Genomic DNA, 14,415 nt, shown 5'->3' with positions numbered 1-14,415 from the left:
AATTAAAAAGTTATTGTTTTATTATGTTACAAAAAATAACGGATAAGGGATGCTTATTTTTTGGACTACAAATATGTGATAATAAATCGTTAAAAAAAAATTTTTTTTGATTAAATTTTTTAAAATTTTTGTTGTATATAGAGTCCACTATTTTAATTTAATAATTATAAATATTTGAAATGCAAAAACATCAAATTCAAGTTCGTGTTCGATATTCAGAAACAGACCAAATGGGTGTAGTTTATCATGGAAATTATATTCCATATTTTGAAATTGGACGGGTGGAATGGCTTAGAAACAAAGGGGTTTCCTATAAATTAATGGAAGAAAGTGGAATTGCTCTACCGATAGTTTCTATGAATATCAACTATAAAAAACCAGCTCGATATGATGAATTATTAACAATTTCTACGGCTTTTAAAAGTCAATCTTCAGTTAAAGTTGAATTTGATTGCGAAATCCATAATGAGAAAAATGAATTGTTAACAACTGCTCATTTCATTTTGGTATTTGTGGACTTATCAACAGGTAAACCGATCAACCCGCCAGATTATATAAAAGAAGTATTATTGAAGTTAGATTAATCAATTTTTGATATAGAAATTTCAAATAAAGAATCAAAAATGTCGAATATTCGTTCGGCATTTTTCTTTCGTGTAACAATTAGTAGTTCACAATTTTCATCCATTTTTTGAGAATGAATCTCTAATTGTTTCTCTTTTATAATTCGCATTACCTTATTAATATTTTTATAATCGAATGTAATTTTGAATTTAATATCTATTGTTTTTTCTATGATTGAAGCGTTTTCAAGGACTAATTGTGCGGTAGTTTTGTATGCAGTAATGAGTCCGCCAACACCCAATTTAGTTCCTCCAAAAAACCGTACAACAACAATTAATATATTGGTTAATCCAAAAGATTGTATTTGTCCGTAAATCGGAATTCCGGCACTATTGCTTGGTTCTCCATCATCATTGGCTCGAAATTCAATTTTTTCAGTTCCGATTTGATACGCATAACAAAAGTGAACTGCCCCAAAATGTTGTTTTTTTAATTGGTCGATGTAAATTTTAATTTCATCGGTAGTTGAAACTGGAAATGCATAGCCAAAAAATTTACTATTCTTTTCTTTAAATAGTATCTCCTCTGATGGACTTTCAATGGTTTTATAGGTATCTTTAATCTCCAAAATGAATTATAATTTAACCTTTTTAAATAATTCAATGACGTCTTCTGTGCCTTTCAGCAAATGCCAAACTTGCAATCCTACTTTTTCTGCACTTTTTATATTGTCAAAATTATCATCTACAAAAAGTGTAGTCTCCGGATTTAAATTATTTTCTTGAATTATGAATTTGTAAATTTCTTCGTCTGGTTTTCTCATTCCTAAATCATAGGAAAAATAGACCTTTTTGAAGCAATTGTGAAATCGATTATAAAATTCCTCTCCGTTCCTTTCTCTAAAATGATTGATGTGAATTGAATCGGTATTGCTCAATAAAAAGAGTCGGTATTTTTTTGATAGTTTTTCAAGAAATTCTAATCGGTACATGGGAAAATCTAATAAAACCCCATTCCAAGCCTCAAGAACTTCCTCCTGAGTTGCATTTGAGACTAGTTTATTTAATCCTTGTAAAAAATCAGTTCTAGTGATTAATCCCTTTTCGAAATTAAAATTTAAAGAATCAATTTGGGTACTCCATTTTTCTAATCCTAACTTTTTCAAAGCAGCTGGAGTTGCTTTTTTATCAAGGTTGATAAATACATCGCCAAAATCAAAAATAATAGTATCAATCATCATTTCTATAAGTTAGTAAAGTATCCTTTTTTAGATACATTTTTGAGTAAATGGCTTTATTTAATTCTGGAGCTTTTGTCCCTTCATGTAATTTGATTTCTCCAATAAATACTCGTGCTTCATCCCAAAGATTAGCATCTATAAAAGATTGAATTGTTTTTCTTCCTCCCTCTATAATGATTGATTGGATGTTATTTTCATAAAGTTTTTCGATGATTGCCTGTACGGGATTTTTATCAAAATTTACATTTATATATTGATTCTGATCTGCAACTGTTGTTACTTCTTTATTTGTAAAAACAATCGTTTTGGCTAAATTATCAAATACATTTTTCGATGAATCGATTTTATTCTCTTTATCAATTATCACACGAATTGGATTTTCTCCAGTCCAATCCCGAACTGTAAGTGAAGGATTATCATCTATTATTGTTTGGGTTCCAACCAGAATCGCCTGTTCTTCACTTCTCCATTTATGAACCAATTGACGTGAATATTCATTTGAAATCCAAACTGGTTTTTGTTCGTCTTTATTTTTTGGACTAATAAATCCATCGGAGCTTTCTGCCCATTTTAATATAATAAAAGGTCGGCTTTTTTTATGAAATGTAAAAAAACGTTTGTTGAGTTCGTTGCATTCTTTTTCTAATATTCCGAAAGTTACATTTACGCCGTCATCCTTTAATTTTTGAATTCCTTTACCAGCCACTTTACTATTTGGATCAATTGTACCAATTACCACATTAGGAATTTTATATTTCAAAATTAAATCGGCGCAAGGTGGGGTTTTACCAAAATGGCTACATGGTTCCAAACTAACATAAAGAGTTGATGAAGAAAGTAATTTTTTATTTTGAACAGATTCTATGGCAATTACTTCTGCATGAGCTTGTCCCGATTTTTTATGCCACCCTTCACCAATAATTTTATTTTCAAATACAATTACGCAACCTACAAGCGGATTTGGATAGGTAGTTCCCAATCCATTTTTGGCCAATTCGATGCATCTTTTTATATATTTTTCTTGTACCTTCACAGCGCAAAAATACGATTAAAAAGTAATATGGAAAGCATTAGAATTAGAGAAATCCAAAAGCAGGACAATGCCCAAATGGCAGCCATTGTGAGAGACGTATTAATGGCTTTTGGTGCGCCAAAAGTGGGTACAGCTTATGCAGATCCTTATTTAGATACCCTGTTTGAAGTTTATGATATTCCACGAGCGATTTATTTTGTAGTTGAAAGGAATGGTAAAATTTTAGGAGGAGCTGGAATAATGCAATTGGAGAATGCTGATGAAACCATTTGCGAACTTCAAAAAATGTACTTCCTGCCTGAGATTAGAGGTTTAGGATTTGGAACAAAATTGATGAATCTTTGCCTAGAAAAAGCTTTAGAATTTGGTTTTGATAGTTGTTATATCGAAACTATGACCTACATGGATGCGGCATTAAAATTATATCGAAAATCGGGATTTGAATATTTAGAACATCAAATAGGAAATACAGGGCACAATTCATGTGAAGTTTGGATGTTGAAAAAACTTAAGTAGATATGAAAGTAAAAGATTATAAAATCAATTTTATAAATTCTTTGTTGCCATTTTATGATGAAATGGAAGCAGAGAGTTTCTTTTATTTGATACTTGAAAACAGATACCAATTAAGGAGAATTGATTTGGCTTTGGATGCTGACAAAGAATTTTCAGAAGATGAAATTTTAAATTGGAATGTTATTTTAGAAAAGTTAAAATCTCAAATTCCTGTACAATATATATTAGGTGCTACTCATTTTTATGGTTCGGAATTTATAGTTGATGAAAATGTATTAATTCCAAGACCTGAAACCGAAGAGTTGGTTGATTGGATTGTAAAATTAAATAGTAAATTATCCAAAAAGAAAGACTTAAAAATATTGGATATTGGTACAGGAAGCGGTTGTATAGCTATTTCATTAGCAAAAAACGTTTTAAATTCTTCAGTTTTTGCTATTGATGTTTCCGAAAAGGCATTGGCTGTAGCCGAAAAAAATGCATCTTTAAATAAAGTTACAGTTACTTTTTTGCATAAAAATATATTGGAAACCAATCATTTAGATCAAAAATTTGACATAATAGTTTCCAATCCGCCGTATGTTAGAAATTTAGAAAAGACAGAAATCAAACCCAATGTATTGGAAAACGAACCGCATTTAGCATTATTTGTTCCCGATAATGATCCACTAATTTTTTATAAGAAAATTGCTGAGTTGGCTGCCGCCAATTTAAATCCCAACGGGCAATTGTTCTTCGAAATTAATCAATATCTTGGTAAAGAAACCCAAGATTTATTAGAATCTTTAGGGTTAAAAAATATTGAACTTCGAAAAGATATTTATGGTAATGACCGAATGATTGCCTGTAATTTTTAGGAATTATTCGTATCTTAAAGCTTCAATAGGATCTAATTTAGAAGCTTTTAAAGCTGGATAAGAACCCGAAACTACCGCTACAATAAACGTAGTAACAACTGCTGCTATAATTGCGCTCCAAGGTATCACAAAACTAAAATCGATTGCTGTAGAGATTCCATAGCCGCCCAAAACTCCTAAAATGATACCAACCAATCCACCTAATTGACCAATGATTAAAGTTTCGATAAAAAACTGAAATGCAATGGTACTTCTTTTTGCTCCTAAGGATTTTCGAACGCCAATTTCTCGAGTTCTTTCCGTTACAGAAACCAGCATTATATTCATTAAGGCAATCGATGATCCAAATATGGTAATTATCCCTATGATCCAAGCTGAAGCACTTAAAACTCCGGTCATTTCAGCAATTCTATTGATCAAATCATCACTTCTTGAAACTCCAAAATTGTTCTCTTGAACGGGATTTAATTTACGAATACGACGCATAATATTTCCTGCATTATCAATAGCTTCATCCAATAGAGTTTCTTTTGCAACCATTATACTCATCGAATAATTGATGTTGGGAGCTGTAAATAATGACCTTGCTACTTGAATAGGAATTAAAACTCTTAAATCTTGGCTATTACCAAATGTCGATCCTTTTTCTTTCAATACCCCAATAACTTTGAACTTTGCCCCACGAATAGAAATAACTTTATTTATTGGATTGACGTCTTTTAACAAGCCTTTTTGAAAATCGGAACCAACGACACAAACATAAGCGTTGTTGTCAATGTCAAAACCGGTGAAGTTCCTTCCTAATGTAGTTTCCAAACCTGAATTGGGTAGAAAATGTTCGTCCACGCCCACAACTGATATTTCTGGATCTGTTTTTTCAGATTCAAATTTGACTTCTGCTCTTGAAGTTGCCACAAAAGATAGTGATGTTTCTGTAAAAGGATATTTGTAATTTTCTTTGAAAGCTTTGGCTTGTGGCCAAGAAATAATTGGATTAATTTTTTCAATATCACCGCCACCACCGCCTCGTCTTCGAACTTGAGTTTCGTATTGGGTGATATTAAATGTATTCGAACCCATCGAAGCAAAATTGGTTGACAATGTATTTTTTAATGCGGATACTACAGTCAAAATACAAACTAATGCTGTAATTCCAATTGCAATAATTAAAATAGTAAGTATTGTTCGTAATAATTGGGTTCGAATAGAACCAAGAGCAATTCGGATATTTTCTACTGTTAATTTGAACATCATTTCTAATTTGTCACGAAAATACAATTTTTGTTACAAGTTTGCTTTAGAACGACTATTATTTAGTATAAAAATATGATATTTGCATAGAGAAAATTAAAATTTAAGTATTTAGATTATAAATTTGTTCTTAATAATTAGTTTTTAGAGGATTCAATTCTAAAATCTACAACCTAAATCTGCTATTTCTATGGCTCAAAAACCGAGTATTCCCAAAGGCACGCGTGACTTTTCACCTATTGAAGTTGCAAAACGTCACTATATTATTTCTATCATTAAAAGTAATTTTGAAAAATTCGGATTTCAACCTATTGAAACACCTTCATTTGAAAATTCTGAAACATTAATGGGAAAATATGGTGAAGAGGGTGACCGATTGATATTTAAAATTTTAAATTCTGGAGATTATTTGGCTAAAGCCAATGAAATTGCTCTTGAAAATAAAGAAAGCAACAAGTTAACATCAAGTATTTCAGAAAAAGCGCTTCGTTATGATTTAACGGTTCCATTTGCACGTTATGTTGTGCAACACCAAAACGATATTGAATTTCCATTTAAAAGATACCAAATCCAACCTGTTTGGCGAGCCGATCGTCCACAAAAAGGCCGTTTCAGAGAATTTTATCAATGTGATGCCGATGTGGTAGGATCAAAATCGTTATGGCAAGAAGTAGAATTAATTCAATTGTACGATGCTGTTTTTACAGAATTAGGTTTGAATGGCGTTACAATTAAAATCAATAATAGAAAAATATTATCAGGAATTGCTGAAGTTATCGGTGCTTCGGATAAATTAATTGACTTTACTGTTGCTTTAGACAAACTAGATAAAATTGGCGAGGACGGCGTAAAAAAGGAAATGCTTGAAAAAGGAATTTCCGAAACTGCAATTCAAAAAGTACAACCGTTATTTAATTTTACGGGATCGATTTCTGAGAAAATCCAAAAATTAGCTTCTCTTTTAGCTTCATCATCAGAAGGAATGAAAGGAATTGAAGAGTTGAAATTTATTTGCGAATCGATTGCTGAATTAGGTTTAACCAAAGCCAATTTAGATTTAGATGTAACTCTTGCCCGTGGATTAAATTATTACACAGGTGCAATATTTGAGGTTGCTCCACCAAAAGAAATTTCGATGGGATCAATTGGTGGCGGTGGTAGATATGATGATTTGACTGGAATTTTCGGATTGAAAGACATGAGTGGTGTGGGAATATCATTTGGCTTGGACCGAATTTATTTGGTTATTGAAGAATTGAATTTATTTCCTGAAACCGTAACTTCAACTTCCAAAGCTTTGTTTATAAATTACGGCGAAAAAGAGGCGTTTTATTCTATGAAAGCGATAACTAAATTACGAAATTTTGGAATAAAAGTAGAGTTATATCCCGATGCTGTGAAAGTTGGAAAACAATTCATGCACGCCGATAAAAGAGCAATTAAATATGCTGTTATTGTTGGTGAAACCGAAATGAACGAGAGTAAATTTGCTCTAAAAAACTTGGTTTCTGGTGAACAAGTTTTATTAAATTTTGAAGATTTAAAAAACGCACTCATTAATAATTAATTAAATCAATAGTTATGAAAAACGCATTCCTAAAAAGTATATTTTTTATTGCCGTAATCGGTTTATTATTTTCTTGTAATCAAAAAGTGGAAACTGATTTGGGTTCTAATTATTTAACAGATACTGAAACTGGAGTAAAAACTGGTGGGATAAAAGTGATTACCATTTCAACTCCAAAAGGGGAATTTAAAGTTTGGACAAAGAAAATTGGGAATAACCCAAAGATAAAAGTTTTACTTTTAAACGGAGGTCCTGGTGCTACGCACGAATATTTTGAGTGTTTTGAAAGTTTCTTACCAAAAGAAGGAATTGAGTTTATTTATTACGATCAATTAGGTTGTGGAAATTCTGATAATCCGAATGATGTTGCCATGTGGGATTTGTCTCGATATGTTGAAGAAGTGGAGCAAGTTCGAGTTTCTTTAGGATTAAACAAAGATAATTTTTATTTGCTTGGACATTCTTGGGGAGGAATTTTAGCAATGGATTATGCTATGAAATATCAAAATAACCTTAAAGGTTTGATTATTTCAAATATGATGTCAAGTGCTCCAGATTATGGTAAATATGCGGAGGACGTACTTTCAAAACAATTTAAACCTGAAGTCTTAAAGGAAATCCGTGATATTGAAGCTAAAAAAGATTTTGCAAATCCGAGATATATGGAATTGTTAATGCCAAATTTTTATGCAGAGCATATTTGTAGAATTCCGCTTCAAAATTGGCCAGAGCCTGTAAACAGATCGTTTTCTAAAATGAATCAGTCGCTTTATGTAACCATGCAAGGGCCAAGTGAATTTGGGATTTCAGGAAAATTAGAAAAGTGGGATCGTTCGCAAGATTTAAAGAAAATTTCAACCCCAACCCTTGTTGTAGGTGCAAAAAATGACACTATGGATCCTAAACACATGGAATGGATGTCGACTCAATTCCAAAACGGTAGTTATTTATATTGCCCAAATGGAAGTCATATGTCTATGTATGACGATCAAGAAACGTATATGGGTGGATTGATTAAATTCGTAAAAGGCGTTGACGAAGGTCAAAAGAAAATTAAGTTATAAGATTTATTTTTATTGTAATCATGAAAAAGATAATTTATAGAAACGGATTGTTGGGTGGATTATTTGTATCCACAACGATGATAATTACCACTGTATTCATGAAGGCCAACCCTGGCGCTGAACCAAATATGGTTTTGGGATTTTCGAGTATGTTTTTATCCTTCTTATTTGTAATAATAGGAATTAAACAGCAGGAATCTTTAAAGGAATCGGAGAATAGCTTTTGGAATTCCTTCAAAACAGGTTTATTTATTTCAGCTATAATTTCAACAATTTATGTTTTAGTATGGCTGGTTATATATTATAATTTCTACCCTGAATTTATGGAGAATTATAGTACTATCATACTAAAAAACACAAGGCCTGAAGAGCTTGCAGCTAAGACTTCGGAAATGGAACAAATGAAAGAAGATTACAAAAATCCAATAGTTGTAGTTTTATATACCTATTTAGAAGTTTTTCCTCTTGGGGTTATAGTTTCTTTAATCACTCCAATATTATCATTGGTAAAACAAAAACTAAGTAAGTAGTTCGATTTTTTTTAAGCCAAATCGGTATTAAAATAAACTCCTTTATTTTCTTTTTGATTCAAAGCATCCTTAATTAAAAGGATAGCAGTTTCTAAAATGCAATTGGCTTCAAAATCGGATAAACTAAATTTATCACTATCATTAGCTTTTGATTTTATTTCTAAAAGTTGGTACATAGCTTGATTTAATCCTTCATTAGATTTGATAATCCCGCCATACCGACTTACAATTTTTTGAATTGCAGTTTTTTCTACTTTTAAAAACTTGGAAATTTCAATATTAGTTCCTGAAAACTGATTGACTTTTATATTATCAGTTAGTGATGGAATCGAGAATTTTGCGAAGGCAATGGCTTCTAATAATGAATTGGATGCCAATCTATTAGCACCATGTAGCCCAGTTGAAGCAACTTCACCAATTGCAAACAAACCGCTTATTGCCGTTTCACCGTATTCGTTTACTTTCACACCACCGCATGAATAATGTTGTACAGGAATTACTGGAATAAAATCGATTTGTATATTTATTCCCAATCTTAAATTGCATTCTTTTTTTATGTTTGGATAGTGATTTTCAATTATTTCAGCGTCAATTTTGGTTGCATCCAAATAAACATAAGGAAGTTTTTGTTGATTTATTTCAGTAGTAATTGCTCTAGAAACAATATCTCTAGGTGCCAACTCCAATCTTTCATCGTATTTATACATAAATGCCTCACCTTGTTCGTTTTTTAAAATAGCTCCAGATCCTCTTAAGGCTTCTGTAATTAAAAACGACACATTGCCTTCTTGATATAAACCAGTAGGATGAAATTGAACATAGGATAAATTTTCAGTTTTTGCTCCTAATTTATTGGCAATAAAAATACCGTCACCAGTTGCAATTTCTTGATTAGTTGATTTTTCAAATAAACCACCAATCCCTCCAGTTGCTAAAACTAGTTTGCTGCAAAATGTTCTTTTGATAAAGTTATTTTTATTATCAACTATTTGAATTGAAAAGTTATTGAATTCAACTTTTTCTGCATTGATTAATGTGGTATTTTCAAATACATCTACGTTAGGAAGATTTTTGATTTTATCTATTAATGCCGATTGAATGTCTTTTCCTGTTTGATCCTCTTTATGCCAAATTCTAGCATCGCTATGTCCGCCTTCTTTTGCTAAATCATACTCGCCATTATTTTTTTTATCAAATAGAACTCCCCAATCAATCAAATCTTCAATTAAGCTAGGAGCTGAATTAATAACTTTTTCTACAATATATTTATCATTTATAAAAGCACCCGCAGTTAGGGTATCATTGATGTGTTTTTCAAAATTATCATCAATTGATTTTACAGCTGCGATTCCACCTTGAGCCCAATTGGTATTGGTTTGATCCAGAGAACCTTTAACCAACAAACCTATTGAAAGGTTACCTTCTTTATAAATTGTAGTTTCTGACAAATATAAAAGCGTGCTTAAACCACCTATCCCAGAACCTACAATTACAATATCGTATGATTGCTTCATTCTATTATACTGCAAGCATGTTATTAAGAGCTTTCAATGCGCCAACTTGAGTTTTTTCGTTTACATGAATTTCAGGTGCTTCATAGTACAATGCATTGTATAACTTTTCGAGCGTATTCATTTTCATGTAAGGACATTCTGAACAAGCACATGAATTTGTTTCTAAAGCTGGAGCAGGAATAATTGTTTTATTAGGAACCGATTGTTTCATTTTATATAAAATACCAGCTTCTGTAGCAACAATAAATTTATCTGATGAAGATGTTTGAACATAATTTAATAATGCAGAAGTAGAACCTATAAAAGCAGCTTTGTTTAATACTTCCGGTATGCATTCTGGGTGCGCAATTAATTCGGCATCGGGGTGAGCCAACTGTAGTGCAATTAATTTTTCCATAGAAATATTGACATGCACAATGCAAGCACCATCCCACAGAATTAATTCGCGTCCGGTTACTTTTTGCACGAACATTCCTAAGTTTTTATCTGGAGCAAAAATAATTCGTTTGTCTTTCGGGATTGAATTTACAATATCAATCGCATTAGATGAGGTGCAGATATAATCACTTTGTGCTTTTATTTCAGAACTGCAATTGATGTAGCTAACTACAACAGCATCAGGGTATTGGTTTTTAAAAGCAATAAATTCAGCTTCTGGTGCAGAATCAGCAAGTGAACAACCTGCGTTTAAATCTGGCAATAGAACTTTGGAATTTGGATTTAAAATTTTAGCAGTTTCAGCCATAAAATGTACACCACAAAAAACAATTATATCTGAAGATTGTTTTTTTGATGCTTGGGCTAAAGCCAAACTATCTCCCACAAAATCAGCGATAGATTGAATGTCTTCACTCACATAATAATGTGCCAGAATTACCGCATTTTTTTCAACTTTCATTTTTAAAATGGCTTCCTTTAAATCGATTCCTTCAGGAACCGATCTACTTAAATAACCCACTTTTGCAATTTCATTTTCGAATAACATTTTATATAATTTTAAGGGAAATATCTATGGAATTTACATGGTGAGTTAAATCTCCTAACGAGACATAGTCAATCCCTGTTTTAGCATATTCAATGATGTTACTAGCATTTATGCCACCTGATGCTTCAATTGTTTTATGTGTAGAATTGTGTTTAATCAACTCAATAATATCAATAGGTTTAAAATTATCAACCAAAATCCGATCAACAATTTCATAATTTTTTATACTATTAAATTCTTCTAAATCTTTAACTTCAACCACAACAGGAATTTGTAATTGATTGTCCTGCAAGTACTTCTCGCAAGATTCAACTGCGTTTTTAATATTTCCAGCAGCCTTAATATGATTGTCTTTAATTAAGACTTGATCGTATAATCCAAAACGATGGTTAACGCCACCGCCAATTTTCACAGCCCATTTTTCACATATTCGAAAATTTGGTGTTGTTTTTCGAGTGTCTAATATTTTTACATTATAGGGTGCAATTAATTTGGAAAAGTAGTTTGTTTTTGTTGCAATTGCACTCATTCTTTGCATGCAGTTTAGCAATAATCTTTCTAATTTTAGTATCGATTGGACAGAACCTGAAATACTTCCAATAGGAGTGTTTTTACTAACAAATTCACCATCTTGAACCTTGAATGAAAAAGTCAATAAAGGATCAACTTGAGTACAAATCATTTTTGCTAATTCAATTCCGGCAATTATGCAATCTTCCTTTACATAACAAATAGCCTCTCCTTTTTGCTCTTTATTTATTGTGGCTAAACTGGTAACGTCGCCAAATCCAATATCTTCAGACAAAGCATTGGAAATAAATAATTCTAAATCGTTTAGCATTTTGTATTTGTGTTTTTTAAAAGGAATTTTTCCAAAAAAAGTAAAAAAAATGTTTGAAATTATTTTTCAGCCTATTTAATTAAATAATGCATAAAATATTTTTTGCAAAGATAACTAAACGGCACTATTACACAAAAAAATACTAATTAGGTTTTGTTATAATTATCATAATATTATTTTAGTATTCTAATTATAAATTCTATTTTTGAAGAAATATTAATTAATTATATAACAGTTATGAAAAAAATTATTTTACTAGGCTTTCTTGTGTTAACAATTGGAGCCCAATCGCAAACATTTCAGTATAAAATTGTTACCTCAATCGAGTCTATTGTTCCTGGAGGAATTGGTAGATCTCGTATTATTGAAAATGGAACAGAGGTTGACTATACTCAATTTACAACAATTAGAACTAAAGAAGGTAAAGAAAAAACGGATAAAGACAGAAGTGACGTTAAAATTGACAATTTAAAAGAATCTACTTTAGTGAATTTTTACAGTTTTGTTGGTATTAACTTTCAAAATATCGCTTCAAATGATGCTATGATAACTTCAATGTTAAATAAATATAGCAGTGAAGGTTGGGATTTATTTAGTATTGTGAGTGGTGTAGAAAGTGATGCTGGTAAAGGCGATGGAGATGGTATTTTTATCACTAGATATATTTTTAGAAAAAAATAAGTATTTAATAAAAAACCCCAAACGTTTGTTAGGGGTTTTTTATTAAATTAGGTTTTAAGATGGATTAATTAAAATCCAATATTGCAAAAAATTCATAGGTTTTGTGCTCGTTTATTTTGACTCCAATAGATTCAAAACCACGCGCCAAACAAAGTTCTCTGTGGCCAAGACTTTCAACACCTTCATCAATTAGCAATTGGTTAATTATATCCAACCCTTTGTTATAACCATAAGAAATACATTCACCAGTATAACCTCCAGGGCATTTTTTTCTATCATGTCCCATTTTATTTGATTCAAACTTTTCCTTTGAAAAACATTTTGCTAAAGCGTACATTTCACGATTGAAATAAATAGGATTTACAGGTTCCATTGTTTCAAGTGTGGCCGAAAGTGAGACAAAATAGGAGTTGTCAGCATAGTACTTCCATTGTTGATTTTCAGCATTCAACTCAATTCGTTTATAGTCTTTAGGATACATTCGGGCCAAGTTCAAGTACATAATAATTTGCTTTTCTTCAAATGTAAGTTCCTTAACCTCCTTTGCTGTGTTTGCTTTTACGAGTTGGGCTTCGCTCCATTGTTGCGCATTCACATTAAAAGTGATAAAACATCCCAATAAAAAATAAATAGTTTTCATAGCCTTTTTTTATTATGAACGTTGTATAGGTGGTTGAAATTGTGTTAATTACAAAGAATTTTCATTATTTTTTTTATTTGGTTTAGAATGTTTATGTTTGTGAAATTAATCAATAAATTTTAAATTATGGAGGGAGTTCAATACAATAGTTTATTAGCTATTATTTCAAATCGTGTTTATAAAAAGAGAAATTTTGAAACATATCAAAGTTTTGAAAAAAATTGGAACTATTATTATAACAAAATATATAAAAAATATTATTTGCCAGAAAAACAATTAAGGTTAATTATTTGTGAAAGTGGGCCAGAAAACTTAAATAATTATATGTTTTCAGAACATTTACTAGACCAACAGTTAACTACTGAAAATGACAAGTATTTACAGCAAATTTTTTCCGGTGTTTTTCCAAATATCCGTAATAATAATCTTCCAACTCGAAGAATTGCCTTAATTGAGTTGGCTAAGAAAAATATTCTTATTCTTGATTTATTGCCTACGCATGGGATTAAATTAACATCAGATGAAAGAAGAAATATTAACCTAAATATAAGTAATTTTCCGATAAATAAAATTACAGATCTGGTGTTTATTAGAGGAGTTAAATTGAACTATGTTTTTGCTGTACCTCCAACTTTATATTCTCAAAATCTATTATCAAATTTACTTGATAATAATTTTGTTGAAATAGGTAATTTAAATATTGGTCAAGGCCATTGTCCAAGTAGAAATGCTTTATGGAATTTAATTGTTAATAATCTATTTTAATTAAGATTGTGAATATAGAACAACTTAAATCGATTTTTAAAAATCTTCCAGAAGTTTTAATTGACGACTTGGTTCAAGAAGAATTTCAGTCTTTATGGTATCCTTCGAGTGGTATTGATATGGCACCTCTAAATATTTTTGACCCAAATAATCCAAGATCTATTTTGGAAAATCATAATATACGTCTATTTTTTTATACAGATTGTGATTATTTAGTTAATTTAGATGGTGCTTTATATTACCAAAGCGATGAAATAAAAGACAATATGGTATTAAAAAGCAATTATCAAAAATCAGCTCCAAGCAAAATGATATCAAGTGGTTTTAATATTACTTTAATTTATGATTCATTAACAAAAGTTAGATT

The 14,415-nt window shown here is 30.8% G+C and carries 17 protein-coding genes; 9 read left to right on the top strand and 8 right to left on the bottom strand.

Features of this window, described 5'->3' with window-relative positions:
• Positions 1 to 179: 179 nt before the first annotated feature.
• Positions 180 to 584 carry an acyl-CoA thioesterase gene (locus AC9UFV_RS03980; RefSeq protein ID WP_509573017.1) on the top strand — a complete coding sequence of 135 codons (405 nt, stop codon included), beginning with the start codon at positions 180 to 182 and terminating at the stop codon, positions 582 to 584.
• On the opposite strand, the gene AC9UFV_RS03975 is transcribed toward AC9UFV_RS03980, so the two are convergent.
• The 3 genes from AC9UFV_RS03975 to ribD are packed head-to-tail and all read right to left on the bottom strand — an operon-like array spanning position 581 to position 2,837.
• Positions 581 to 1,192, bottom strand: coding sequence for an IMPACT family protein (locus AC9UFV_RS03975; RefSeq protein WP_509573015.1), 612 nt, complete (start codon positions 1,190 to 1,192; stop codon positions 581 to 583). The genes AC9UFV_RS03980 and AC9UFV_RS03975 overlap by 4 nt on opposite strands.
• A 6-nt stretch (positions 1,193 to 1,198) precedes the next feature.
• On the bottom strand, positions 1,199 to 1,804 hold the full coding sequence (locus tag AC9UFV_RS03970) for an HAD family hydrolase (protein WP_509573013.1): 606 nt from the start codon (positions 1,802 to 1,804) through the stop codon (positions 1,199 to 1,201).
• Positions 1,794 to 2,837 carry a bifunctional diaminohydroxyphosphoribosylaminopyrimidine deaminase/5-amino-6-(5-phosphoribosylamino)uracil reductase RibD gene (gene ribD, locus AC9UFV_RS03965; protein WP_509573011.1) on the bottom strand — a complete coding sequence of 348 codons (1,044 nt, stop codon included), beginning with the start codon at positions 2,835 to 2,837 and terminating at the stop codon, positions 1,794 to 1,796. Before ribD ends, AC9UFV_RS03970 begins: the two co-directional genes overlap by 11 nt.
• 27 nt (positions 2,838 to 2,864) lie before the next feature.
• Here ribD and AC9UFV_RS03960 point away from each other — a divergent pair, with 27 nt between their 5' ends.
• Together AC9UFV_RS03960 and prmC are read left to right on the top strand one after the other, a co-directional pair.
• Positions 2,865 to 3,353: a GNAT family N-acetyltransferase gene (locus AC9UFV_RS03960; protein ID WP_509573009.1), complete on the top strand. Its 489-nt coding sequence runs from the start codon at positions 2,865 to 2,867 to the stop codon at positions 3,351 to 3,353.
• Between the two features lie 2 nt (positions 3,354 to 3,355).
• Positions 3,356 to 4,210 carry a peptide chain release factor N(5)-glutamine methyltransferase gene (prmC, locus tag AC9UFV_RS03955; protein ID WP_509573007.1) on the top strand — a complete coding sequence of 285 codons (855 nt, stop codon included), beginning with the start codon at positions 3,356 to 3,358 and terminating at the stop codon, positions 4,208 to 4,210.
• A gap of 3 nt (positions 4,211 to 4,213) precedes the next feature.
• Here the strand turns inward: prmC and AC9UFV_RS03950 are convergent, their stop codons facing one another.
• Complete coding sequence (locus AC9UFV_RS03950) at positions 4,214 to 5,464, bottom strand: ABC transporter permease (RefSeq protein WP_509573005.1); 1,251 nt, start codon at positions 5,462 to 5,464, stop codon at positions 4,214 to 4,216.
• 187 nt (positions 5,465 to 5,651) lie between these two features.
• Between AC9UFV_RS03950 and hisS the strand changes: the two genes are divergently transcribed.
• The 3 genes from hisS to AC9UFV_RS03935 are packed head-to-tail and all read left to right on the top strand — an operon-like array spanning position 5,652 to position 8,622.
• Positions 5,652 to 7,028, top strand: coding sequence for a histidine--tRNA ligase (gene hisS / locus AC9UFV_RS03945; RefSeq protein WP_509573003.1), 1,377 nt, complete (start codon positions 5,652 to 5,654; stop codon positions 7,026 to 7,028).
• Between the two features lie 14 nt (positions 7,029 to 7,042).
• Complete coding sequence (locus AC9UFV_RS03940; protein WP_509573001.1) at positions 7,043 to 8,092, top strand: proline iminopeptidase-family hydrolase; 1,050 nt, start codon at positions 7,043 to 7,045, stop codon at positions 8,090 to 8,092.
• A 20-nt stretch (positions 8,093 to 8,112) separates the two neighbouring features.
• A complete protein-coding gene (locus AC9UFV_RS03935; protein ID WP_509572999.1) occupies positions 8,113 to 8,622 on the top strand; it encodes a DUF4199 domain-containing protein in 510 nt (169 codons plus the stop codon).
• Positions 8,623 to 8,633: 11 nt separating this feature from the next.
• On the opposite strand, the gene AC9UFV_RS03930 is transcribed toward AC9UFV_RS03935, so the two are convergent.
• The 3 genes from AC9UFV_RS03930 to nadC are packed head-to-tail and all read right to left on the bottom strand — an operon-like array spanning position 8,634 to position 11,962.
• Positions 8,634 to 10,136 carry an L-aspartate oxidase gene (locus tag AC9UFV_RS03930; RefSeq protein ID WP_509572997.1) on the bottom strand — a complete coding sequence of 501 codons (1,503 nt, stop codon included), beginning with the start codon at positions 10,134 to 10,136 and terminating at the stop codon, positions 8,634 to 8,636.
• Positions 10,137 to 10,140: 4 nt separating this feature from the next.
• On the bottom strand, positions 10,141 to 11,121 hold the full coding sequence (nadA, locus tag AC9UFV_RS03925; protein WP_509572995.1) for a quinolinate synthase NadA: 981 nt from the start codon (positions 11,119 to 11,121) through the stop codon (positions 10,141 to 10,143).
• Between the two features lies 1 nt (position 11,122).
• Positions 11,123 to 11,962 carry a carboxylating nicotinate-nucleotide diphosphorylase gene (nadC, locus tag AC9UFV_RS03920; RefSeq protein ID WP_509572993.1) on the bottom strand — a complete coding sequence of 280 codons (840 nt, stop codon included), beginning with the start codon at positions 11,960 to 11,962 and terminating at the stop codon, positions 11,123 to 11,125.
• A 267-nt stretch (positions 11,963 to 12,229) separates the two neighbouring features.
• Here nadC and AC9UFV_RS03915 point away from each other — a divergent pair, with 267 nt between their 5' ends.
• On the top strand, positions 12,230 to 12,643 hold the full coding sequence (locus AC9UFV_RS03915) for a hypothetical protein (protein ID WP_509572991.1): 414 nt from the start codon (positions 12,230 to 12,232) through the stop codon (positions 12,641 to 12,643).
• A gap of 64 nt (positions 12,644 to 12,707) precedes the next feature.
• Here the strand turns inward: AC9UFV_RS03915 and AC9UFV_RS03910 are convergent, their stop codons facing one another.
• On the bottom strand, positions 12,708 to 13,283 hold the full coding sequence (locus tag AC9UFV_RS03910; protein WP_509572989.1) for a CAP domain-containing protein: 576 nt from the start codon (positions 13,281 to 13,283) through the stop codon (positions 12,708 to 12,710).
• Between the two features lie 261 nt (positions 13,284 to 13,544).
• Between AC9UFV_RS03910 and AC9UFV_RS03905 the strand changes: the two genes are divergently transcribed.
• Both AC9UFV_RS03905 and AC9UFV_RS03900 read left to right on the top strand, forming a co-directional pair.
• Complete coding sequence (locus AC9UFV_RS03905; protein ID WP_509572986.1) at positions 13,545 to 14,048, top strand: hypothetical protein; 504 nt, start codon at positions 13,545 to 13,547, stop codon at positions 14,046 to 14,048.
• 8 nt (positions 14,049 to 14,056) lie between these two features.
• The coding region (locus AC9UFV_RS03900; protein WP_509572984.1) for a hypothetical protein at positions 14,057 to 14,415 on the top strand (359 nt) is incomplete at its 3' end.

This window comes from Flavobacterium sp., assembly GCF_044349645.1.
GTDB lineage: Bacteria > Bacteroidota > Bacteroidia > Flavobacteriales > Flavobacteriaceae > Flavobacterium.
Note: the sequence above shows the minus strand (reverse complement) of the source record. Positions and strands in the feature narration are given on the sequence as shown.